The organism is Pantoea sp. EA-12 (assembly GCF_030053355.1).
GTDB classification, from domain to species: Bacteria; Pseudomonadota; Gammaproteobacteria; order Enterobacterales; family Enterobacteriaceae; genus Pantoea; species Pantoea vagans_C.
Map to the genome: position 1 here is coordinate 17,474 of NZ_JASGBY010000010.1, position 23,595 is coordinate 41,068.

Sequence of the window (23,595 nt, forward strand, 5' to 3'; positions counted from 1 at the left end):
GCTGTTTCGGGGAAGCGAAACGCAGCCATAGCCTGAATAATACACGTATTAGGGAGAGTGAAATGTTGTATACCTCGGGACGTTCAGCGTTTGCAGTGGGGCTTTATGCGCTTCTGGAACCGCTACCGCTGGGCTTTTTTGTGGCAGCCTGGCTATTCGACATCATCTATCTACAAACCTTTGTCATCATGTGGACTAAATCTGCCAGTTGGCTAATCGCCATTGGCTTAGTCATGGCCATCCTGCCTAGATTGATCAGTCTTATTTACTTATTCCGTGGCGCTTACGCCAGCGAAAAGACGCACTTTTGGCTTTCACTATTTGCCATCGTGCTGGCCATCATCAATGCGTTCATTCACAGCCGCGATGCTTACGCGGTTGTCCCTCTGGGCGTGACATTATCCACAATAGTTGTCGCGCTGCTGTTACTCGCTAATGTACAACTCGCACTACGTGGGCATACCACACCAGGAGGCCGAGCATGAAGCAAATTCTTGGTGCAGTGACGCTGGCAATGGTACTCAGTGCTTGCGATGACGGTGCGTTAATTGATCCACAAAAGCAGGTTGGTCCCAATCCTGAACTGCCGCAAGCGCAAAACTTCTTTATGCCACCCATGCAGGTGCCGCAAGCTACACCCTGGAAAGCAGGTGAAATGCCAAAGGTGACGGATGGGCTGAAGATAGAAAAGATTGCCGACAATTTGCAGCATCCTCGACAGGTTTTAGTGCTGCCTAATAATGATGTGTTAGTCGCGGAATCGAACGGCACACCCAAACCCACCACGGCTCCGAAAGACCTCATCACCGGACTCGTGAAGAACGCATCGGGCAAAGGCGGACCAGGTGGTAACCGTATTACCCTGCTGCGAAATGTGAATGGCAAGTGGCAGCAACATCGCTTTATCGATAATCTGACGGCGCCCTTTGGTATGCAACTGGTGGGTAACACGCTGTATGTTGCCAATGCGGACAGTCTGGTGAAATTCCCTTATGAAACCGGACAAACCGAGATTCGCACACCACCCGTGGAGGTGACGGAGCTACCCGGGGGGCCTATCAACCATCACTGGACCAAATCGTTGGTGGCCAGTCCTGATGGTAGCAAGTTGTACGTCGGCGTAGGCTCTAACAGCAATGTTAGCGAGAATGGCATTGGTGAAGAGTATCGTCGTGCTGCTGTTCTGGAAGTGGATGCCGCCAGCGGTGCCAGCCGCATCTACGCAAGCGGGCTGCGAAATCCCACCGGTCTGCAATGGGAGCCGCAAAGTGGCAAGTTATGGGCGATCGTTAACGAACGGGACGAAATCGGCTCTGACCTGGTGCCGGATTACATGACGTCGGTACAGGATAAGGGGTTTTATGGTTGGCCCTACAGTTATTATGGTCAGCACGTGGACGTACGAGCGCAGCCCCAGCGACCTGACTTGGTCGAAAAAGCCATCAAGCCGGATTACGCACTGAGTTCTCATGTGGCACCGCTCGGTTTACTGTTTTATGGTGCCGACAATATGCCGCAGTATCGCGGCGGTGCCTTTATCAGCGAACATGGCAGTTGGAACCGTACGCCGTTGAATGGTTATCAGGTGGTGTGGGTGAAATTTGAGAATGGAAAACCTACAGGCGAACCGCAGCCGGTGGTCACCGGATTCCTGACGGATGATCAAAAACAGGTAAGAGGATTACCAGTGGGATTAGCTGTCGATCAGCAAGGTGGGGTGTTGATCGCCGACGATGCCGGAAATGCAATCTGGCGGGTCAGCTCGGCAAACTGATTAAGGCAGAAAATAAAAAAGGATTTGGCTAAATGGCCAAATCCTTTTTTTATGTTCGCAAACCGGCTGGTAACCGCGCTGCGAACGGGGTGCTCAGCACTCCTCACAAGGCAAATCATAAAATGTGCGGGGTAATATTTCAAGTTTAGCTAAAATACTGTATGGTTATACAGGTGTTGAGTGGCGGGCGCAGTCTCATTGTTTTCTGATGACTCCCAGGGGCGCGGATAGTCAAATCCCGGCAGGTTTCAGGTGGTGCTGGCCTGTGGCTTCCACAATGAGTGGCGCTCAGCACTCCTCACAGATGTGCTCAGGCCATCGGCGGGTGGAGTCAAAGCCTCGATAGCTGAAAGGCGCGCTCCTGTCAGAGGAGAAGGAAAGTGATGGAACTTGTACGGTTACTCCTGGACCTGGTCCGGGTCGTCCTGCAAATCATCGTTGCCCTTTTGCAACTGACCGGTCAGGTGCACTGATCGGAACTTGAAATAAGGCGGAGCTTACCCCTCCGCCTTTTTTCGTGCGTATATATTCCCGTCTTCACGCTGTGCCGGCCTCGACCTGACTTACCGATTGACTCAATCCCCTCCACAGCACTTTGTTTTAAACGGCCATTTTTGAGTTGGTTATGATGGCTATCTAAGGTCAGGGTCTGAATGTGTTTTTAATCGCAGCGTTTGCACCTCATCACTGCCCGCTGCTAAACACATAACTGACGAAAACATCATCGATAACCGAGTTTAAGGGATAAAAATGAGCCAACTTTTTAGCGCGACCCACATCGGCGGATTGAAACTGGAAAACCGCCTTGTTATCGCTCCGATGTGCCAATATTCCGCCGAAGCGGGGCAAGCCACGAGCTGGCACCGCATTCACTTAGGGTCGCTCGCGCTGTCGGGAGCGGGGCTGTTAATCCTGGAAGCCACCGCGGTGGAAGCGATTGGCCGTATTTCTGCCGGTGATTTGGGCCTGTGGGACGATAAGACAGAAGCGGCGCTGCAGAGCGTCCTGACGGATATTCGCGCATGGTCACCGATTCGTCTCGGCATTCAGCTAGGGCATGCAGGCCGTAAAGCCTCGTGCAGCGCGCCATGGCAGGGTGGTCATCAAGTGCCGGAAAGCCAGGGCGGCTGGCAAACGGTCGCACCTTCCGCGCTGGGATTTGCTGAAAACGATGACGCGCCCGCAGCACTGGATCTGACAGGCCTGGAACGGATTAAGCAGGCGTTTGTCGACAGTGCGCAGCGTGCTGTGCGTTTGGGAATAGAACTGATTGAACTGCATGCGGCACACGGTTATTTGCTGCATCAGTTCCTGTCACCCTTGAGTAATCAGCGTCAGGATCAGTACGGCGGTTCACTGGAAAACCGTCTGCGTTTCCCACTGGAAGTCTTTACGGCGGTACGCGCGGCGGTACCAGCCAGCATTCCGGTTGGCGTGCGTCTCTCTGCTACAGATTGGGTCGACGGCGGTTGGGATGTTGAACAGTCCATCGTGTTTAGCCAGCAGCTGGAAGCGCTTGGCTGTGATTACCTGCATGTTTCAAGTGGCGGTTTATCACCTTTACAGGCGATCGCGGTTGGGCCCGGTTACCAGTTGCCGTTCGCGCGAGCTATTCGCCAGCAGGTGAACATTCCCGTGATGGGCGTGGGTTTGATCACCGAAGCACATCAGGCGGAAGCCGTATTGCAAGAAGGGGATGCCGATTTGGTCGCACTGGGTCGCGCTGTGCTCTATAACCCGCACTGGCCGTGGCAAGCGGCAGCGGCACTCAATGCGCAGGTTGAATCACCGGCGCAATATTTACGCTCAGAGCCGCATGGCGTCAAAGGAACCCTGAAACATTCCTCACGGTGATAATACCTTTCGGGCAGAAACTATTTATCTGCCCGCTGCCTGTTTTTTACCCGTTTAGGCTGAATTGTTCCCCCTCCAGGATTGCCGATTCCTTTGAATTCTCCCTTTCACGACATTCTCTTTGCCAGAGGGTGAAAATGTGATTATCAGCATAGCTAACTTATGTTATGAATTTAGCCTTAGAAAAAAATAATCAGGTAAGGTTTTATGTCGTCGCAAAAATTATCCAATAGCGTTCAGCGCATCCAGTCATCTGCAATTCGAGATTTATTAAAACACAGCAAAATGGAAGGGGTGATTTCGCTGGGTGGTGGAATCCCGAATCCCGATCTGTTTGACACTGAAGGTCTGCGGATCGCCATGGATCGTGCGTTAACCCAGGATGGGCACAACGCCTTTCAATATGGCTTGAGTGAAGGTGATCCGCTGTTACGCGAAGCTATCTGCCGCATTTCCGCTGAGCGTGGCATTGATTGCACGCCGGATGACGTGGTCATCACTTCGGGTTCACAGCAGTCACTGGACATTATCGCCCGTGCATTGATCAATCCGGGTGATGTGGTGGTGGTTGAGCGTCCTACTTACCTCGCCGCCCTGCAGGTGTTCCAGTTGGCCGAAGCACAGTTCAAGTCAGTAGGAACTGATGGCGAAGGCATGATTGTGGATGAGCTGGAAGAGTTGGTAAAACAGACCGCCATCAAAGCCGTGTATATCGTACCGACCTTTGGCAATCCAAGCGGTGTGACCTTATCTGATGCACGTCGTCAGCAACTGGTCGCGTTGGCCAAACAGTATGACTTCCTGATTTTTGAAGACGACCCTTACAGCGAAATCAATTTCACCAGCCAGACTTTCCGCCCGCTTAAATCTCATGCGCAAGCGATGGGGGCCAGCGATCAGGTGATTTATACCTCAACCTTCTCGAAAATTCTTGCGCCAGGCGCACGTGTGGGCTGGATCACCATGCCGAGTTGGTTGAAGTCATCGGTGGTGAATCTGAAGCAGGCAACGGATTTGCACACCAGCGCGTTGTCGCAATCCCTGACGCGTCATTATCTGGATACTGGTCGTCTGCCAGAGCAGATTAAATTGATCCGCGCAGCCTACAAGCAGAAATGTGATGCACTCTGTGTGGCGCTGGAAACGGAGTTAGGCGATCGCCTGCACTTCTATCGTCCGCTGGGGGGGATGTTCCTGTGGGCAACCTTCAAAGAAGCGTTCAACACCACCGAATGGCTTAAAACAACGTTAAGCAATGGCGTGGTGTACGTGCCGGGTGAGTTTTTCTATTGTGACAATCCGGACACTTCAACGCTGCGCATCTCTTATGCTTCAGTGTCAGAAACCAACCTGGCCCTGGCTGCGCAACGTCTGAAAGCGTCCTTACCGCAGTAATTACCTGACGCGATCCTGGCCGTTGGCGCTGTCCAGCGGCCAGGATTCAAACAGGTAGCCATCAAAATAGATGTCATCGACATCGGAAAACTCCAGCAGTCGCTGTTTTACATTTTCCAGATGCTGCCACATCGCTTGTTTGGCGGCTCTTGCATCTTTCTTGATTAAGGTGGCGAGGATCTTCTTGTGATCGTCAAGCCACTCTTTGCGGTAGTGGGTGTTCACCAGATGCCGATGCAGCTGGCTCCACATCACATTGTCTTCACGCCACTGCCAGGATTGTTTAAACAGCTCCACCAACATACTGTTGTGGGTGGCCTCGGCAATGGCTAAATGGAAGTTGCGGTCGCCGTTCTCGCTCTCATTCACCGCGCCCGATGCCAGCTCTTTCTCTTCCAGCTCTAGCGCCTGACGCATTTTAATAATGTCTTCACGCGTGGCCTGCAAGGCGGCGAATTCGGCAATATTACTCTCCAGCAACTGACGCGCCTGCAGCATTTCAAACGGACCGGCGTCATTGCAGGTGGTTTGCACACCGGGACGGGGTGCCGGACTGTCGTTGACCACATAAATCCCTGCACCACGACGTACCTCAATTAAACCTTCCAGCTCCAACATGATCAGGGCCTCACGCACCAGCGTGCGGGTGACATCCAGCAGCGCAGCCAGTTCACGTTCCGGGGGCAGTCGTTCACCCACGGCATACTGCTTTTGCGTAATCATGTTACGCAGCATTTCCCCGACTTCCTGATAAGGGCGCTGTGCTGAAGCTTGTGTTTTCATAGAGCTCTTTTCTGCTGATTAAGGAATTTACCACGACAGCGGCGGCCATTCTTCGCGCCCTGCACTATAGCACAGGGCGTGATTTTCACCTTGGATTGAGGGTGAAGTAGCGCTGCGCATTGTTGAAACAAATGTCCTGCAACATGCTGCCGAGCACGGTTTCATCGTGTGGCACAATGCCATCCTGCACCCACTGCCCAAGCAAATTACACAGAATGCGGCGGAAGTATTCATGGCGTGTATACGACAGGAAGCTGCGTGAATCTGTCAGCATGCCGACAAACTGGCTAAGCAAACCAATCTGTGACAGCTGCTCTAACTGGCGCAACATGCCATCGCGCTGGTCGTTGAACCACCAACCGGAACCAAACTGCACTTTTCCGGCAATGCCTGTGCCCTGAAAATTACCGGCCATGGTCGCCAGCACTTCGTTATCACGTGGATTGAGGCAGTAAAGAATCGTTTTAGGCAGCTGATCGTTGAGATCCATCGCATCAAGCAGGCGTGAAAGCGGCAGAGCGATATTGTTATCGCCGATGGAATCAAAACCGCTGTCAGCGCCCAGTAAGCGGAACAGACGGGTGCTGTTATTGCGAATCGCCCCGATATGCAACTGCATCACCCAATCGCGTCGGGCATATTCGGCGCCCAGCCACACCAGCACTGCGCTGCTGAACTGTGCAATTTCCAGCTCGCTCAACACATCGCCATTGCGACGTTTCGCCAGAATCTGGTCCAGCACGCTATCGTCGGGAACTGGTGCAAAGCGCAGAATCTCTATGCCATGGTCTGAGGCACGGCAGCCGTGTGCCGAGAAGTGATCGAGACGACGCAATAGCGCCTGGCGCAACGCATCAAAACTGGTGATCGCCACATCCGCGGCGGCTTCCAGGCGGCCCAGATACTCGACAAAACCCGCCAGCTCAATCTTGAACACTTTGTCCGGGCGCCAGCTGGGTGCCACATCAATATCAAAGCTGCTGTCTTCAGCAATCTGACGGTGGTACCGCAAGGAATCCACCGGATCGTCCGTGGTTCCCACCATACGCACATTCATCTGCTGCATGATGCCACGTGCAGAAAACGCCGGCGTTGCCAGTTTCTCCGCGCATTCTTCCCACACGCGCTGTGCCGTATCCGGCCCGAACAGCGTATCGGTGATGCCAAACGGGCGGCGCAGTTCAAGATGCGTCCAGTGATAAAGCGGATTGCCCAAGGTTTTAGGCACGGTGTGGGCCCAGGCAAGGTACTTGTCAAAATCGCTGGTGGTTTTACCGGTGATCAATGACTCATCCACGCCTGCGGCACGCAGCGCACGCCATTTGTAGTGGTCGCCCTCCAGCCAAATCTGACCGAGGTTGGCAAACTGGCGATCCTCGGCAATCTCTTGTGGGTTGAGATGGCAGTGATAATCGTAGATTGGCATTTCTGCAGCGTAGTCATGGTACAGGCGACGGGCGATGTCGCTCTGCAACAGAAAATCGTCATCCATAAAGCGCTTCATTTTGACTCCTGATTAAGCGATGCAACGGCAGCGCGGGCACCACGCTGGCATAGCTGCGCGTAACACTGTTGTAAGGTGGCGACAAAGCCATCATTGGCGGGCAGGTCATCACCAAACAGGCTTTTTACCGCGAGCAGGGCAGTGACGCGTGCATCGCCCTCGGGGTAGTGCTGATTGACTTGCTGCAGCGTGCTAGATAATGGGTCAACCACGTCATAGGCGTCACCGCGATCATCCTGACCCAACACATAGCGCATCCATCCGGCAATCCCTAACGCCAGATGGCGATAATCGCTGCCATGACGCAGGTGATGGCGTACGGAATCCAGCCAGCGCTGTGGCAGCTTTTGGCTCCCGTCCATGGCGATCTGTTGCGTGCGATGGCGTAACGCTGGGTTGCTAAAGCGCGCGATCAGTTGTTCGGCATACGCCTGCAAATCAATGCCTTCAGGCATCGATAGCGTAGGCACCTGCTCGTGCATCATCAGGTTGATGGCTGCCTGGCGATACTCAGGTAACCGCATGGTGTCAGCAATGGTTTCACATTGGCCCAGATACCCGAGATAGGCGAGAAACGAATGGCTGCCGTTGAGCATACGCAACTTCATCATTTCAAAGGGGGCAACGTCAGTGACAAACTGTGCCCCAACACGATCCCAGTCAGGGCGGCCGTTGACAAAGTTGTCTTCAATCACCCATTGGCGGAACGGCTCGCAGGCCACGCCGCAAGGATCGTTAACGCCCAGCAGTGCGCTAATTTCTTGCTGGGTCTCATCCGTCACCGCGGGAACAATGCGGTCAACCATGCTGCTGGGGAAAGTTACGTTGGCGGCAATCCATTTTGCCAGCGCGGGATCGCGCAGTTGAGCCAGCCCAACCACGGCCGCACGAGCAACGTGACCGTTATCACTCAGGTTATCGCAGGACAGCACGCTAAAAGGCCCAAGCCCGCGTTGGTGGCGCAAGCGTAGCGCTTCAACAATAAATCCAATGGCGGATTTCGGCGTGGCAGGATGCGCCAAATCGTGCTGAATCAGGGGATGGTCGGCATCCAGTGCGCCATTGGCACCTTGAGTGCAGTAACCTTTTTCGGTGACAGTCAAAGAGACGATAGCCGTTTCGGGGCGAGCCAGTGCTTCGATAATCGCCGCATGGCCATCCAATGCCGGGTGCCGTGCTTCTTTAATCGCCGCAATGATATGAACGTCATTTTGCTCAGCCCCTTTTTCCGTCACGCTATAGAGCAAATCTTGTTGGCGTAATTGTTCCACCAGCAGTTTGCCGCTCGCTGACATCAGGTTGACCTCACAAATCCCCCAGTCACAGTCGCTGGTGGCGAGTAAGTGATGCAGATAAAGCGCCTGATGGGCGCGATGAAATGCGCCGCAGCCAATGTGCACTATCCGTGGCACCAGACGTTGATGATTCCAGGCAGGGCGGGCGACGTTTAAATCCCCGCTGGCAAGGTTGTGTTCCATGTAAACTCCGCTTTGACCAAACAGTTGGCATTCAGCCCACTTCATGCACCTGACGTAGCGGCGCGATTAATCGCGCGGTCTGAAGCGGCAGTGCTGCTCATGCGCAATGAATTGCGCCGCTACAATGGGTGCAATGATTTAACCGGTGCTAGAAATAAGCGCGATGAATCGCCAGCTCTACGCCACGAATCTCTGCCAAACCTTTCAGGCGACCAATCGCGGAATAGCCTGGATTGGTTTTTTTGTGCAGATCGTCCAGCATCTGATGGCCGTGGTCTGGGCGCATCGGAATCAAATCTTCCTCCCCGGCCAGTTTGCGGCGATGTTCTTCTTCGGCAATCGCTTTGATGACCGCGAACATATCCACGTCGCCGCCAAGATGTGCTGCCTCATGGAAGGTATTGGGATTCTCTTCACGTTTGGTCGACCGCAAATGGGCGAAGTAAATGCGCGGACCAAAGCGTTTCACCATACCTGCCAGATCGTTTTCTGGCAGCACGCCATAAGAACCGGTACACATGGTGAAGCCGTTGGCAGGACTCGGCACGGTATCCATCATCCACTGCAGATCGTCGGCGTTGGAAACAATGCGTGGCAGACCGAGAATGGCACGCGGTGGATCGTCCGGGTGCACCGCCATGCGAATGCCCGCTTCTTCTGCCACAGGAATGATAGCGCGTAAGAAGGTGGCGAAGTTTTCGCGTAATTTTGTTTTATCAATACCGTCATAGCGAGCCAATTGCGCACGGAACTGGTCCAGCGTGTAGCCCTCTTCAGCACCCGGCAAGCCGGCAATGATATTGCGCGTCAGGCGGGTTTTGTGTTCATCACTCATGGTGGCGAAGCGGTCAGCCGCTTGAGCAATTTCGGTGGCGGTATAATCTTTTTCTGCACCAGCGCGCTGGAGGATGTGCAGTTCAAACACCGCAAACTCGATTTGATCAAAACGGAGTGCCTTGGCGCCGTCCGGTAACAGATATTCGAGATCGGTGCGCGTCCAGTCCAGGATGGGCATAAAGTTGTAGCACACGGTTTTAATGCCGCATTGCGCCAGGTTTCGCAGTGACTGCTGATAATTGCTGATCCACTTCTGATACTCACCGCTGCCGGTTTTAATCTCTTCATGAATCGGCACGCTCTCCACCACCGACCACACCAGTCCTGCGGCTTCCACGATAGCTTTGCGCTGCATGATCTCCTCAACGGACCACACGACGCCATTTGGGATGTGATGCAGAGCCGTGACGATGCCGGTTGCGCCAGCTTGTCGTGCATCGGCGAGAGAAACGGGGTCATTAGGGCCATACCAGCGCCAGGTCTGCTTCATGTTGTTACCTCAGTTAGGGTCCTGAAGATAAATCCCAAGACAATTCTTATATTGGTTGACCTATTTATCGGTTAGCGCACTGTCAAAAACCAGAGAATGCGCTCTCAGGGGCTAAAATTCGACTCTTTAGCGCTTGATGTCAACCTCGCTGCTAATTTTGGTTAACCAGATCACAAATGCGGCATCTGAGTGGCGACCACTTCAAACATCTGTGTTTCACTCCTGGCGGATGGTTAGAGATGACTCACTGAAGTCGCTCCTCAACAACAAGCGACAAATTCTGGGCGGCAGCCAACGATATTTCCGGTTTATCGGTAGCCCGTGCATCAACAGCAGAACTTGTAAGCTCATGATGTTAATAAAGAATGGAGAACCAGATGAACCGCAGTTTGAATCCAGGGATCGCTGCAGCAAGCAGCAAACGCACCTTCCGTCATTTACGCTGGTGGGTATTGGTGTTGTTCTTAGCGGGCGTTACCGTCAATTACATCACGCGTAACTCATTAGGCATTCTGGCCCCTGAGCTGAAAACCAGCCTGGGTATTACGACCGAACAATATTCATGGATCGTTGGCGCGTTTCAGCTGGCGTATACCTTCTTCCAACCCCTTTGCGGCTGGTTGATCGACGTTATCGGTCTGAAAGTCGGCTTTATGATTTGTGCCTCAATCTGGGCGGTAGCTTGCCTGTTCCATGCAGGCGCGGGGAGCTGGGTCCATCTTGCTATCCTGCGTTTTGTGATGGGCGGCGCAGAAGCAGCTGCAACCCCAGCCAACGCCAAAGTGTTGGGTGAATGGTTCCCGAAAAAAGAGCGTCCGGTCGCGGCTGGCTGGGCCGGTGTCGGGTTTTCGATTGGAGCCATGCTGGCCCCGCCGATTATTTATTTCGCACATGCCTCATTTGGCTGGCAGGGCGCATTCCTGTTTACCGGCTGTCTGGCACTGGCGTGGGTAGTGCTGTGGGCACTGTTCTATCGCGATCCGGAACGCCATCCAAATCTTACCTCGTCGGAACTGGAGTTTATTCGTCAGGATAACGAACCGGCGGCCGTCAAACTGCCATTCTTTAAGGCCTTAAAAAGCGTGTCGAAAAATAAGCGCTTTTATGGCATCGCCATTCCCGCCTTTATGGCCGAACCCGCGTGGGGCGTATTGAGTTTTTGGGTGCCGCTTTATCTGGCGAAAGAACTCGGCATGGACCTGAAACAAATCGCTATGTTCGCATGGTTACCGTTCCTGGCTGCTGACTTAGGCAGCGTGGCCAGCGGTTATCTGACGCGTGTTTATACCAAACTGTTTGGCTTCAAACAGGTGAACTCGGTGGTGGCCAGTTCGGTTACCGGCGCTTTCCTGATGTTGTCGCTGGCGCTGGTGGCGATGACCAAGAATCCGTATGTGGCCATCGCGCTGATCTCGATTGGCGGCTTTGGTCACCAGATCATCTCCTGCATGTTGAGTGCGCTGGTGGTAGAGAAATTTGATAAAGGCCAGATGGCGACAGTCAACGGTATGCGCGGCTCTTTCGCGTGGATCTCCAGTTTCCTGTTCTCGCTGATCATTGGCGTTACTGCCGACAAAATTGGTTTCAACCCCTTATTTGTCGCCATGGGGTTCTTTGACCTGATTGGTGCGGTCTTCCTGATTGCTTTTATTGCTGAACGTCGCGCTCAACGCGCCTGAATAAAGTAGGTAACAATGAAAACGTTAAAGAATTGGTCACTCTCACATTCTGATCAACACCATGTTGCGTTAACCGTGGATGGCAAACACACGCTGAACCTGTATGTACTGGAATCCGGCATGTTCCGCGTTGCCATTAAACGTCAGGGCGGCTATGCGCTGGACCGTACCTGGAGCATTGCGCCTGAGAGCGATGTGCCGTGGGAAGGGCGATCACGTGACAGTCTGGCGGGCTTTACTCTGCCAGGGTTCACGCTGGAAGAAGAGGGTGACACACTGGTGGTCTCCACCGATGTGCTGCGTGTCATCGTCCATCAGCCGCTGGCGCTAGAATGGCAGTACCGTGACAGCGCTGGTAATTGGCAACTGCTGACCTGTGACCGTCCAACCAGCGCCTACCTGATCAACGCCCATGGCGATGGCGTGGCGCACTATCAGCGCCGCATGAATGATGACGCCTACTACGGTTTGGGTGAAAAAGCGGGTGATTTGCAACGTAACGGTAAGCGCTACGAGATGCGCAACCTGGATGCGATGGGCTACAACGCTTCATCAACCGATCCGCTCTACAAGCATGTGCCGTTCACCATCACCCGCCGCAGTGATGTCAGCTTTGGTCTCTATTACGATAACCTCAGCAGCAGCTGGTTCGATCTCGGTAACGAGCTGGATAACTACCACCAACCGTATCGCCGCTGGCAGGCCGAAAGCGGTGATATCGACTACTACCTGTTCGTTGGCAGCAAAGTATTGGATGTCACTAAAGCCTTTGTGCGGCTGACGGGTAAAACCCTGTTTGGTCCGAAATGGAGCCTGGGTTACAGCGGCTCGACCATGCATTACACCGATGCCCCAGACGCACAGAATCAGCTGATGAACTTCATTAGTTTGTGTGAAGAGCATGATATTCCGTGCGACTCCTTCCAACTGTCATCGGGTTATACCTCGATCAATAACAAGCGCTATGTGTTCAACTGGAACTACGACAAAGTGCCGCAGCCGGAAGTGATGAGTCAGGCGTTCCATGACGCCGGTCTGCGCCTCGCCGCCAATATCAAGCCTTGCCTGTTGCAGGATCACCCGCGCTATGAAGAAGTGGCGGCGCAGGGACTGTTTATCCGCGATTCAGAAGAGGATGCGCCAGAGCGCTCGGTGTTCTGGGACGACGAAGGCTCGCACCTTGATTTTACCCATCCGCAGGCGGTGGCCTGGTGGCAGGAGAATGTCACCAAACAGTTGTTGGAGAAAGGCATCGATTCAACCTGGAATGACAACAACGAATATGAAGTGTGGGACGGTGAAGCCCGCTGCCACGGGTTTGGTCAGCCAATCGCCATCAAGCACATTCGCCCGGTGATGCCGTTGCTGATGATGCGTGCCTCGATGGAAGCGCAACAGCGCTTTGCGCCGGAGAAACGTCCGTTCCTGATTTCTCGTTCAGGCTGTGCCGGCATGCAGCGCTATGTGCAAACCTGGAGTGGCGATAACCGCACCAACTGGACCTCGCTGCGTTATAACATCCGCATGGGCTTGGGGATGAGCTTGTCTGGCCTCTACAACGTCGGTCACGATGTGGGTGGCTTCTCCGGTGATAAACCCGATGCTGAATTGTTTGTGCGTTGGGTGCAGAACGGCGTGATGCATCCGCGTTTCACCATTCACTCATGGAATGATGATCACACGGTGAATGAGCCGTGGATGTATCCGTCAGTGACCCCAGCGATCCGTGCGGCTATCGAACTGCGTTATCGCCTGTTGCCATATCTCTACACCCTGCTTTGGCAAGCGCACGCAGATGACGAACCGATGCTGCGTCCTACCTTCCTCGATCATGAGCAGGATGCGCAGACGTTTGCCGAGTGTGATGAGTTTATGCTGGGGCGCGACATTTTAGTGGCCAGCGTGGTCGAAGCGGGCCAGCGCGAACGCAGTTTGTGGCTGCCCGACAACCAAACCGGTTGGTATGATTTCGCCACGCAGCAGTGGTACAGCGGCGGTCAGTGGATTACGCTGCCAGCACCACTGGAAACGCAGCCGATGTTGGTGCGCGCAGGTGCCGCACTGCCGCGGAGCCAGCGTCTGCGCCATGTGGATGCACAAGCGGATGACCGCCGCACCTTGCAACTCTATCCTCTTCAAGGCAAAGGCGTGTCCGATGGACTGGTGTTTGAGGATGACGGTGAGTCTTGGGGTTATCAGCAGGGCAATGCGCTGTGGCTCAACTGGGAAATGCGCAGCGATGCCGAGGCGATTCACTTGAGTTTCCAGCGCAAAGGCGACTATCAGCCCGCGTGGAAAACCCTGCAGATTGCCTTGCCAGTAGGAGAGTCGCGTCAGTTGTATATTGATGGCGTCCCGGTGGATGCGGCAGGTGCGCAGGCTGTGTTGGCGGACATCAAACGCTGCTAAGCTGCGTTTGGTGTTGAGGTGCGCATCAATGCGCACCCTACGAAACCCGCTGATACGCTCGTTGGGTCGCCATTTATGGCGACCAAAAGCGTACCCTTGCATCATCAGTGTGAGGCGGCCCTCAATATGCCTTCTGACGAAGGGCTGCTTACGCAATCAACCCTTTTGCCCGCGCCAGTAAAAACGCGGTCACTGAGGTGGCATCCGTCACTTTGCCTTCCAGCACCCACTGTAAAAACTCACTGATTTTCACTTTACGCGCCGTCAGTCCAACTTCTTCCGCATCCAGATTCTGTCCCTGATAATGCAACTCGCTGGCGAGGTAGATGTGATATCCCTGCGAAGAGTACCCCTGGGCTAACTTCTGATAACCGACATATTGCCAGCGGTCGGCAATCAGGCCGGTTTCTTCTTGTAACTCTCCCGCCGCCAGGGCTTCAGGTGAGGCGCCAGGATCCAGTTCCCAACTGCCTTGTGGCAGTTCCAGCGTACGTTCACTTACTGGATAGCGATACTGTTCCACAACAAAAATGCTGTCCTGATCCACAGGGAGGATCACCACAAAATCGTCTTTTTCGATTACCGAATAGATGCCTTCGCTGCCGTCAGCACGTTGAATTTTGTCTTCTTTTAAGGTCATCCAGCGATTGCGATAGATTTCTGTTGAAGCGAGGGTATGAATTTCAGGTTTCAAAATGGGTCTCCACGAAGCGAATCGGTGAGTCATTGATTTAAGCGTACATTCCCCCGACGTGAACAGGTAACTTATCTGTTTTTTTCCATCACCTGCTTTAAGGCATTGAGAAATACCGTTACTCGCGCGGGCAACTGGCGCGTGGTGGGAAACAGTGCCCAGACGCCGAGCATCTGTGGTTGTGCATCCAGCAACTCGATAGCAACCAGTTCGCCTGCCGCCAACTCCTCGCGGATGTCCCATTCCGATAACTGCGCGATACCGCTGCCCGCCACACATAAGGTGCGCACGCCCTCTACGTTACTGCCGCTAAAACGGCCTTCCACGCTGAGACTGGAGATGTGCCCATCCACGATAAAACTCCACTGCACCACGCTGGAGAGTCGCAGGCAGTTATGTTTGTGCAAGTCATTAAGCGTCTGGGGCGTCCCAAAGCGATGCAGATAATCGGGTGATGCACAGAGCATGCGTGGGTTATCTGCCAGGCGATGTGCCACCAGGCGGGAATCACGCAGTGGCGCAATACGAATAGCAACATCGAAGCCTAAGCCAACCAAATCAGTAACGTCATCGCTGAGCTGAAATTCAATACGCAGTTCAGGGTTGGCCTCCATCAGTGCGGGTAACAGCGGAATAATGGTGCGTCGACCAAAGCCAGAGGGTGCGGTGATCCGTAGCTGTCCTGTCGCGCCTTGTTGATGAGGTGAGAACAGATTGCGCGCGCTCTGCTCGGTTTCCGCCAGCGATTTTGCGAAGGGCAGAAACTCTTCACCTTCATCGGTTAACGCGATGGCACGTGTGGTGCGATGCATCAGGCGTACACCCAGGTCTTCCTCAAGCGAAGCCAGCCGACGCGACACGGTCATCGTTGTGGTATTTAGCCGCCGTGCCGCCTGCGTCAGGCTGCGCGTTTGCGATACCATCAGGAAGACCTCAATATCTTTGGAGTTCATTTTAACGATTTCCGTTATACAGACGTATCAACTTTGGTCATTTTTGCTGCTATGACGCCACACTATAATGCGTGCTGACGTTAATCAGGGAACATTAAGTAGCACATGGCCGATAAACATTTATTTCAGAGCGGCACGTTAAATCGTCTCGCCCTGAAGAACCGCATCATGGTCGCGCCTATGACGCGTATTTCTGCGACAGTGGATGGCGTACCGGGTGAGCGGATGAAGCACTACTACGAACGCTTCGCACGTGGTGGTTTTGGCACCATCATCACCGAAGGGCTTTACATTGATGAAGCCTGGTCACAAACCTATGCCTTTCAGGCCGGATTGGTTAACAGCCAACAGGTTGCTGGCTGGCGAGCCATCACGGACGGTGTGCATCAGCAGGGTGGGAAGATCATCGCGCAATTGATGCATGCTGGCGCGATTTCCCAAGGCAATATCTACCGTAGCGATACGCTGGCCCCCTCTGCCGTGCAACCGCGCGGAGAACAGTTGGGCTTTTATCATGGTCACGGCAAATATGCGTTGCCGGCAGAGATGAGTGAGGAGCAGATCCAGCAGGTGATTGAAAGCTTTGCTGAGACTGCCGCGCGTGCCATTGGCGTAGCCGGTTTTGATGGCATTGAAATCCACGGGGCCAATGGTTATCTGCTCGATCAATTCTTCACGGATTACACCAATCAGCGCAGTGACCGCTGGGGCGGCGATATTGCTGCACGCTTGTCACTAACGCTGGCGGTGATTCGAGCCGTACGTCAGCGCGTGGGCCATGATGTGACCTTGGGCGTGCGTATCTCTCAGGGCAAAGTGAATGATTTCCACCATCAGTGGCAGGAAGGCGAAGCGGGGGCGAGGCAGGTGTTTACTTTACTGGCTGAGTCGGGAATTGATTATCTGCACCTCACTGAATACGACGCGCTGCAGCCCGCATTCGCTGACACTCTGTTTTCTCTGGTGCAGATCGCCCGGCAAGCCGCACCCAATCTGACGATTGTCGCTAACGGTTCGCTTTCCGACAACCGCAGTGCTTCACAGGCGCTGGAGCAGGGGGCTGATTATGTGGCCTTGGGTAAAAGCGCGCTGGCGAATCCCGACTGGCCAATGCGCATCCGTGACGCAGCGCCGTTACGTGAGTTTGATAAAAACCTGCTGGCGCCTTCGGCAGATGTTAAAAACTGCGAACTGGTTTAATTTCGCTTTGCAAACAACTTAGCCTCTGGTCGGTTTGTCAGTTGAGCGTTTGTTGGTCGCCATGAATGGCGACTCTACAAGAGTTGATACTGTTTTCGCAGGGTGCGCATTGATGCGCACCTGCATACAAATTCATGATGAATGGCATTAACCCCAAGGTCGTAGTGCACCATGGCCGTTTCATCCTGCGCTTTTCTGCCGTGACAACCCGCTCAATGCCAGTCCCGCCAGCGCCATCACCACGGTCAAACCCACCACCGCATTCCAGCCACCGTGGAGCCAAAACCAGCCGCCGAATGAACCGGTGATGCTGGAACCCATGTAGTAGAACAGCAGATAAAGTGAAGACGCATGGCCGCGATTGTTGCCCGCCAAGGGCCCAACCGATCCGCTGGCGGCTGCGTGCGCGACAAAGAAACCGCTGGTGATCAGGATAATGCCGCCAATCAAGCACAGCAGGCTATCTGGCACCGTCAGTAAGATACCCGCCAGTAACAGCAGGAACCCGGTAATCAACAGCGGTTTACGGCCAAAGCGATCCGCCAGACTGCCTGACAGTGAAGAGGAGACAATGCCAATCGCATAGGCGCAAAAGATCAGGCTCACTTGTGTCTGGCTGAAATTAAATGGCGCGTCAGAGAGGCGAAATGTGGCGTAGTTGAAGAGCGTGACAAACACGCTGGTGAGGAAGAAGCCGGTGGCATATAGGCGAATCAAGCCCTTATTGCCGAGGTGGCTGAACCAGGCTCTGAGGTGAAAGTGAAGATTGAGCCCCGGTTTCCGCTCAAAATTACGCGACTCAGGTAGCAAAAGCACAAACGCAATCGCTGCGGCCATGCCCAGCAAACCGAGCACGCCCATGGCAATGCGCCAGGAGGTGAATTCCGTCAGCAAGCCCATGCCGACGCGGCCTACCATGGCACCAAAGGCCGTGCCGCCAACATACAATCCCATGGTTTTACCGAGATCTTTTTTGTCGATCTCTTCAGCGAGCCATGCCATTGCCACGGCAGGCACACCGCCCAACACCACGCCTTCCACCGCTCGTGCCACCAGCAACATGTGCCAGTCAGGTAGCACCGCCGCGATAAAATTACAGATCGAGGCCAGCGCCATCGAGGTGAACATCAATCCACGGCGCCCCACCGCTTGAGAAAATGCCCCCGCCAACAGAATAGAGATCGCCAATAATCCGGTGGTGAGTGACAGTGCCAGCGAGCTCTGCGCTGGGGTCACACCAAACGAATGAGTAAATGCGGGCAGCAGCGGTTGTACACAATAGATTAGCGAAAAACTCGCCAGTCCCAACATGAAAAAGGCGATGCCTGCGCGGCGATATTCGCTGCTGCCGCGGGCAATGCTATAGGTGGCAGGGGGCACGGAGGTGGCGGGTAAAGCAGTTTCTAACGAGCGACTCATGGTGATTCCAGCGTAACGAAGATTGCACAACGCTACCGCGCCACTTATTATCTGTCCAATATATAGCACTGCATAATGGTATCTATAAAACAGATGGAACTACGCCATATTCGCTATTTCCTCGCGGTCGCCACCGAGCGTAACTTCACACGCGCGGCAGCCAGACTGGGGATCGGACAACCGCCGCTCAGTATGCAGATTAAAGATCTGGAAGCTGAAGTGGGTTACGCACTGTTTAACCGCACTGCACAGGGTGTGGAACTCACTGAAGCCGGGCACGCTTTTTTACAGGCCATCCAACCGCTGCCTGCTCTCGCCGGAGAAGCCATTGCGTCGGCGCGTCGCGCGGCACAAGGTGACACCGGAACGTTGCGTTTGGGTTTTACCGGAACGGCTGGCATGAATCCACTGATCCCAGGCTGCATTCGCGCCTTTCGTCAGGCGCATCCCGCCGTGTTTCTTAACGTCATGGAAGCCAACTCGATTGTGCTGTTGCAGGCGCTGGCGAATCAGCAATTGGATATTGCGCTGTTGCGGCAGGAAAATGCCATCCCCAATAACGTGACGATGCAACTATTGTTACAGGAGCCGCTGGTGGCTGCACTGCCTGCTAGCCATCCACAGGCACGTCTGCGCGGTAAGATTGCCCTGCCTTCACTGCGTGAGGAACACTTTATTCTTACGCCGAAAGAGAGTGGCACCAGTTTGCGTGAGTCAGTACTGCAAGCCTGTCGTCAGCAAGGTTTTACGCCGATGGAGGGGCAACCCGCGCCGCACATTGTCTCGATATTATCGGTGGTTGCGGCGGGGTTAGGGGTGTCACTGGTACCCGAATCGATGCGGCAATTCAGCCTGGCGGGCGTGGTGTTTAAGCAGATTAAAGCGCCGATACCCACCACCGGATTAGCGGTGGCATGGAATGACCATGCGTTTACGGCAACGGCGCAGAACTTTCTGGCGCTGGTGAAAACCAGCGAAGTTATTGTTTAAAAGCCCAGCCTAATTTGCCTTCGGCAGAGATCAGCTTATCGAGTTTTTTCTCGTTCACTTTCTTCATGGCACCCAGTTTTTCAGCGGTGAGCGGGCCGGCATCGCTCTGGGCAATCACCGTGTCTTTCGGCACATCAGTGATTTTCTCGGCAATCGTGGTGATGGCGGCGCCATAGCCTTTACGGTCATGCAAATCGAAGGAAGTCAGCGGTAGCTGGGTTTCCAGCCATTGTCCCCAGTAGAATTCCAGGAAAGGCGGCGGGTTTTCTTCTTTCTCGAAGCCAATATCGCGCACGAAGTACACCAGCGAACGGTATTCATCATCCTGCATATGCTTGCGGCCTAACTCTTTTGGTAAGGCATCCGGCGTGATTTTCCCTTTTGGTGTATCTAACCAGACGAGATGCGCGGCTTCCATCTGTTGCCAGAATGCTTTCATGCTGGCCAGGTTACGGAAGTCATTGGTGATGCGCACTTGTACATGCGTTTTCAAACCGCCAATGTCGGCAAAGTTACTGAAGGTATGATGACCATCGGTGAGATAGAGCGCATTATCCGGTGCAATAACTGCTGTCTTCATCGGGCCAGGATGCGAACCGACTGACGCTTTACAGGTGAAACTGTTGAGGTCAGAGATGCGCGATTTACTGCTGAATTTATCTACGCCTTTCTGTCCCATACTTTCACAGAAATCATCAAACAGCTTTTTGGGATCGGCTTGATAGCGGTGCAGTTTATAATCCAACTGCCGATAACCAATCGCCGCCTGAGTGGGATGCAATTGTGATAACTGGACCTGCACAATATCGCCCGCTTTAATATCAGCGGGCAGGGCGGCAGTTGCCTGCCCGGCTGACCACAACAGTGCCAGCAGTGACCACGGTGTTCTCATTCCCTTTCCTTTATCCATCGCCTGCATCAGAGGCGTTACGATAGCATTTCTGTCATCTTCCCGCTTTAGTGTTGTGCTTCGCGGTTGACCTGGTACAACCCGTTATCCAGACATCTGACCACATTGGAGCTCTCTATGGCACTCGCTGCTGTTCAACCGGCAAAACTGCAACACACTGTTATCGATCCCAGCGTGCGTATGCGCGAAACCCACATTGGTCAGCAATGTGAAATCCTGGCAGAGAGTTATCTGGAATACAGCGAACTGGGTGATTTTTCCTACCTCGGTGAGCACTGCTGCGTTGCCGATGCGCAGATTGGCCGTTTTACCGCTATCGCCAATCAGGTGCGTATCGGTGCGCCGAATCATCCGATGGACCGCGCTTCCCAGCACCGTTTTACCTACTGCCCGGAATATTACGACAACCAGGCAGAACGGGATGCAGGATTTTTTGCCGACCGCCGTGCCGACCGCGTCATCATCGGCAACGATGTGTGGATTGGCCACGGCGTGATTGTGCTGCCTGGCGTAACCGTGGGGGATGGTGCGGTGCTGGCGGCAGGCGCGGTGGTCACGAAAGATGTGGCACCCTATACCATCGTTGGCGGCATCCCGGCGAAAGTGATTCGCGGTCGTTTTACGCCGGATATCGCTCTGCAACTGCAGGCGATTGCGTGGTGGAACTGGCCGCTGGAGAAGCTGATGGCGCATCTGGCTGATTTTCAGTCACCCGATATTGCGGCGTTCTGCCAGCGGCACGCGGTATAGCTTACATTGCCTGCTGTGCCGCCACCGCAGGGGTATCGGCTTGCAGGCGTTTTTTGGCTGCGGCAGCATCTATATAAATCAATTAATTCATATAGTTAATTTATTTATCATGAAGTTTGTCACCCGAATGAATCTCAAGTAAACTCAAAAAACATCATTTTTGAGATTGCTTGCGATGAAACTGCGCCGCCCGCCGACACAACTCATGAAACAACAGAGCAGCAATGATATAGCTGATCTGCTCAGCCGATACAGCGAGTGGGATGCACGCTACCTTCACTTTGATGAGTTATACCGCCGTATCAGTGATGCGGATGAACGGCTGGCGCTGTGGAGTGCGTTGAAGTTCAAACGGCGCAGTACGGCTCACCATTTTGTGATTGCCTCTCAGGAAGTGAGCGTCAATTTCACCACGCGTATTAACGCGGCAATCTCGTTGGTCGATCGCACGACGTTTGCACGTAACGGAGAGCCTACGGATGAGGATGCGGCGTCCTACTTAATGTCGCAATTAATCATGGAGGAGGCGATCTCCTCCAGTCAGCTAGAGGGGGCTGCTACGACTTCCCGGGTTGCGATGGAACTGCTGGCGGTGGGGCGTGAACCGCGCAATGAAGACGAAAGCATGATCATGGGCAACTGGCGTCTCATGCAGCACATTACGGCCATGGGGGATGGGCCATTAACGCGCGATGATATTTTGAACATGCACCATATCGCGTGCGCGGGCATCAATGATGAAAAATATCGGCCTGGGGAGGTGCGCAGAAACAACGATATTTTTGTCGCCGGTCGGGACGGTGAAATCATCCATCAACCACCGGATTACTCTTTGGTCGATGGCATGCTGCATGCCCTCTGTGCTGAAGTTGAATTTCTTGAACAGCAGGGCACCCATCCCTTGCTGGTCGCCTGTATTATGCATTTTGCCATTGGTTACATTCATCCTTTCAATGATGGCAATGGGCGCACCGCGCGCGGCTTGTTCTACCACTATCTCATTCGCCGTGGGTATCATGCTTTTCGCTATATATCGATCAGTAAACTGCTTAAAGCGGCAGCGATTAAATACGGGATGTCCTACCTTTACAGCGAAACGGATGAACTTGATCTCACCTATTTTGTGCAATTCCAGTGTGATGTGGTGATGCGTGCGGTTAAGGCCTTTACTGAGCAAATCACCACACTGCATCAGGAACGTGCTCTGCTGGTGAAATGGGTAGAAGAAAACAAAGCCTTGGCCAAGGGCGAACTGGATATTATGGCGATTGCATTGCACGCGCCAGGTTCGTTATTGAGTGCAGCGGCGGTGAAATCACGGTTAGGTATTGCTGATAACACCGCGCGCAGTCGGTTGAAAAGTCTCGCCGAGCAAGGGCTGTTGAGGCCAATCAAAGAGGGAAAAGGGACGGTGTATCAAGCCCCCGTTTCACTGAGAAAACTCAAAGAGTGGCTGAATAAACGCTGAGATAACGCAAGCAATCGCAAAAATATGTATTTTTGCGATTGCTTGCGATCTGACTTACATCAAAGGCTGTTGGAGCATAGGGGCACTCAGTTCTGCTTCGACGGGCAAACCGACGTGCAGCAATACCTGGCTTCGATACAGTGCGTCGGGTTCCTGCTGCCCCACTAAATCACTATTTTTGTCCACGTAAGTCAGGTTATTGAGCGATGAAAGACGCATCGTGTCGTGCTCACCCTCCATTTGACCCATATCGATACAGCGGATGCCATGCTGGCTAAGATCGTAGGCCAATACCGTCGCCGTTGGGCCCAGTGACATCAACACCATATCGAAATCACGCGCATGGGATAGCACGGAACAATAGAGATCGTTATACACAGAGAAGGCATGACGATTCAGCGTGGTAATGCGTTTGACTTCCAGCGCATCTGCCAGTAATTCGTTTCCGGGTTCCAAATGCGAATGTTTGCCTTCAACGATCAGTATTTTCTTATTTTTGAATAGCTTTTTAAACTTATTGAATATCGGGTTTTGGTCTTGACCTTGAAGCAAGGTATATGGACCTGTTACCGAGGTATTACCGTATTGGTATTCTTTTTTTAATAAGTTTTCATAGTGGCGGAAGAAAAAGGCTTTATGGAAAAACCAAAACAGGGCCGAACCAAAGCCGATATTATCCGAACTACGGAACGCATCCGGTAAACAAACTAAACAAGGATTATTCGGTTGCGTTGCCCGACGCAGTATCTCTTTCAGGCGAATTGACAATCTTTCATCCCAGGGTTGATAACTTTGGCTGTTAAATAGCGTCATCTCCAGTTCCCCTGCGCCATAGCGGCTTAATGAGAGTTTGTTATTGCTGAGCAGCAGGTCAATGGTCTGTTCCGCGGATAAGACCTTATACTGCTTAGCCCGTGCATTGGCGGCTGGAAACATCAATGCTGCATGTGAGAGTTTGAAAGTGAAGCGTAATTTTTGATAAAAATATTCTGCGCTGATCATAATAAG

At 53.5% G+C, this 23,595-nt stretch carries 19 protein-coding genes; 10 read left to right on the plus strand and 9 right to left on the minus strand.

Going from position 1 to position 23,595, the window contains the following annotated elements; genetic code table 11:
• The first annotated feature begins 62 nt into the window (after positions 1-62).
• From QMZ30_RS15765 to QMZ30_RS15780, 4 genes are all read left to right on the plus strand, one after another.
• Entirely contained in the window at positions 63-485 is a 423-nt protein-coding gene (locus tag QMZ30_RS15765) for a DUF2231 domain-containing protein (RefSeq protein ID WP_283228090.1), read from the plus strand.
• Positions 482-1,774 (plus strand): PQQ-dependent sugar dehydrogenase, encoded by a 1,293-nt coding sequence (locus QMZ30_RS15770; RefSeq protein WP_283228091.1) that lies wholly within the window; start codon positions 482-484, stop codon positions 1,772-1,774. Before QMZ30_RS15765 ends, QMZ30_RS15770 begins: the two co-directional genes overlap by 4 nt.
• Before the next feature lie 750 nt (positions 1,775-2,524).
• Entirely contained in the window at positions 2,525-3,628 is a 1,104-nt protein-coding gene (locus tag QMZ30_RS15775; RefSeq protein WP_283228092.1) for an NADH:flavin oxidoreductase/NADH oxidase, read from the plus strand.
• 207 nt (positions 3,629-3,835) lie between these two features.
• Positions 3,836-5,023 (plus strand): aminotransferase-like domain-containing protein, encoded by a 1,188-nt coding sequence (locus tag QMZ30_RS15780; RefSeq protein ID WP_283228093.1) that lies wholly within the window; start codon positions 3,836-3,838, stop codon positions 5,021-5,023.
• Here the strand turns inward: QMZ30_RS15780 and uxuR are convergent, their stop codons facing one another.
• From uxuR to uxuA, 4 genes are all read right to left on the minus strand, one after another.
• A complete protein-coding gene (uxuR, locus tag QMZ30_RS15785; protein WP_283228094.1) occupies positions 5,024-5,806 on the minus strand; it encodes a Uxu operon transcriptional regulator in 783 nt (260 codons plus the stop codon).
• A gap of 85 nt (positions 5,807-5,891) precedes the next feature.
• Entirely contained in the window at positions 5,892-7,310 is a 1,419-nt protein-coding gene (gene uxaC, locus QMZ30_RS15790) for a glucuronate isomerase (RefSeq protein ID WP_283228095.1), read from the minus strand.
• Entirely contained in the window at positions 7,307-8,788 is a 1,482-nt protein-coding gene (locus QMZ30_RS15795) for a fructuronate reductase (RefSeq protein ID WP_283228096.1), read from the minus strand. The genes uxaC and QMZ30_RS15795 overlap by 4 nt, the downstream gene beginning before the upstream one ends.
• Positions 8,789-8,936: 148 nt before the next feature.
• Positions 8,937-10,115, minus strand: a complete 1,179-nt coding sequence (uxuA, locus tag QMZ30_RS15800; RefSeq protein WP_283228097.1) for a mannonate dehydratase — start codon at positions 10,113-10,115, stop codon at positions 8,937-8,939.
• A 377-nt stretch (positions 10,116-10,492) separates the two neighbouring features.
• Here uxuA and QMZ30_RS15805 point away from each other — a divergent pair, with 377 nt between their 5' ends.
• Together QMZ30_RS15805 and QMZ30_RS15810 are read left to right on the plus strand one after the other, a co-directional pair.
• Positions 10,493-11,794, plus strand: coding sequence for an MFS transporter (locus QMZ30_RS15805; protein ID WP_283228098.1), 1,302 nt, complete (start codon positions 10,493-10,495; stop codon positions 11,792-11,794).
• A 15-nt stretch (positions 11,795-11,809) separates the two neighbouring features.
• Positions 11,810-14,203, plus strand: a complete 2,394-nt coding sequence (locus QMZ30_RS15810) for a glycoside hydrolase family 31 protein (protein ID WP_283228099.1) — start codon at positions 11,810-11,812, stop codon at positions 14,201-14,203.
• Positions 14,204-14,351: 148 nt separating this feature from the next.
• Here the strand turns inward: QMZ30_RS15810 and QMZ30_RS15815 are convergent, their stop codons facing one another.
• Positions 14,352-14,897, minus strand: coding sequence for an NUDIX domain-containing protein (locus tag QMZ30_RS15815; RefSeq protein ID WP_283228100.1), 546 nt, complete (start codon positions 14,895-14,897; stop codon positions 14,352-14,354).
• 71 nt (positions 14,898-14,968) lie between these two features.
• A complete protein-coding gene (locus QMZ30_RS15820; RefSeq protein ID WP_283228101.1) occupies positions 14,969-15,850 on the minus strand; it encodes a LysR family transcriptional regulator in 882 nt (293 codons plus the stop codon).
• Positions 15,851-15,955: 105 nt separating this feature from the next.
• Between QMZ30_RS15820 and QMZ30_RS15825 the strand changes: the two genes are divergently transcribed.
• Positions 15,956-17,050, plus strand: a complete 1,095-nt coding sequence (locus QMZ30_RS15825) for an oxidoreductase (RefSeq protein ID WP_283228102.1) — start codon at positions 15,956-15,958, stop codon at positions 17,048-17,050.
• A 180-nt stretch (positions 17,051-17,230) separates the two neighbouring features.
• Here QMZ30_RS15825 and QMZ30_RS15830 read toward each other — a convergent pair whose 3' ends face one another.
• Positions 17,231-18,469, minus strand: a complete 1,239-nt coding sequence (locus QMZ30_RS15830; RefSeq protein WP_283228103.1) for an MFS transporter — start codon at positions 18,467-18,469, stop codon at positions 17,231-17,233.
• Between the two features lie 93 nt (positions 18,470-18,562).
• Here QMZ30_RS15830 and QMZ30_RS15835 point away from each other — a divergent pair, with 93 nt between their 5' ends.
• A complete protein-coding gene (locus tag QMZ30_RS15835; RefSeq protein ID WP_283228104.1) occupies positions 18,563-19,459 on the plus strand; it encodes a LysR family transcriptional regulator in 897 nt (298 codons plus the stop codon).
• Here the strand turns inward: QMZ30_RS15835 and QMZ30_RS15840 are convergent.
• Entirely contained in the window at positions 19,449-20,351 is a 903-nt protein-coding gene (locus QMZ30_RS15840) for a ParB/Srx family N-terminal domain-containing protein (RefSeq protein WP_283228105.1), read from the minus strand. The two genes, QMZ30_RS15835 and QMZ30_RS15840, sit on opposite strands and share 11 nt — an antisense overlap.
• Positions 20,352-20,486: 135 nt before the next feature.
• Here QMZ30_RS15840 and QMZ30_RS15845 point away from each other — a divergent pair, with 135 nt between their 5' ends.
• Together QMZ30_RS15845 and QMZ30_RS15850 are read left to right on the plus strand one after the other, a co-directional pair.
• Positions 20,487-21,119, plus strand: a complete 633-nt coding sequence (locus QMZ30_RS15845; RefSeq protein WP_283228106.1) for a DapH/DapD/GlmU-related protein — start codon at positions 20,487-20,489, stop codon at positions 21,117-21,119.
• A gap of 205 nt (positions 21,120-21,324) precedes the next feature.
• Positions 21,325-22,587, plus strand: coding sequence for a Fic family protein (locus tag QMZ30_RS15850; RefSeq protein WP_283228107.1), 1,263 nt, complete (start codon positions 21,325-21,327; stop codon positions 22,585-22,587).
• A gap of 54 nt (positions 22,588-22,641) precedes the next feature.
• Here QMZ30_RS15850 and QMZ30_RS15855 read toward each other — a convergent pair whose 3' ends face one another.
• A complete protein-coding gene (locus QMZ30_RS15855; RefSeq protein WP_283228108.1) occupies positions 22,642-23,589 on the minus strand; it encodes a GT-D fold domain-containing glycosyltransferase in 948 nt (315 codons plus the stop codon).
• Between the last annotated feature and the right edge of the window lie 6 nt (positions 23,590-23,595).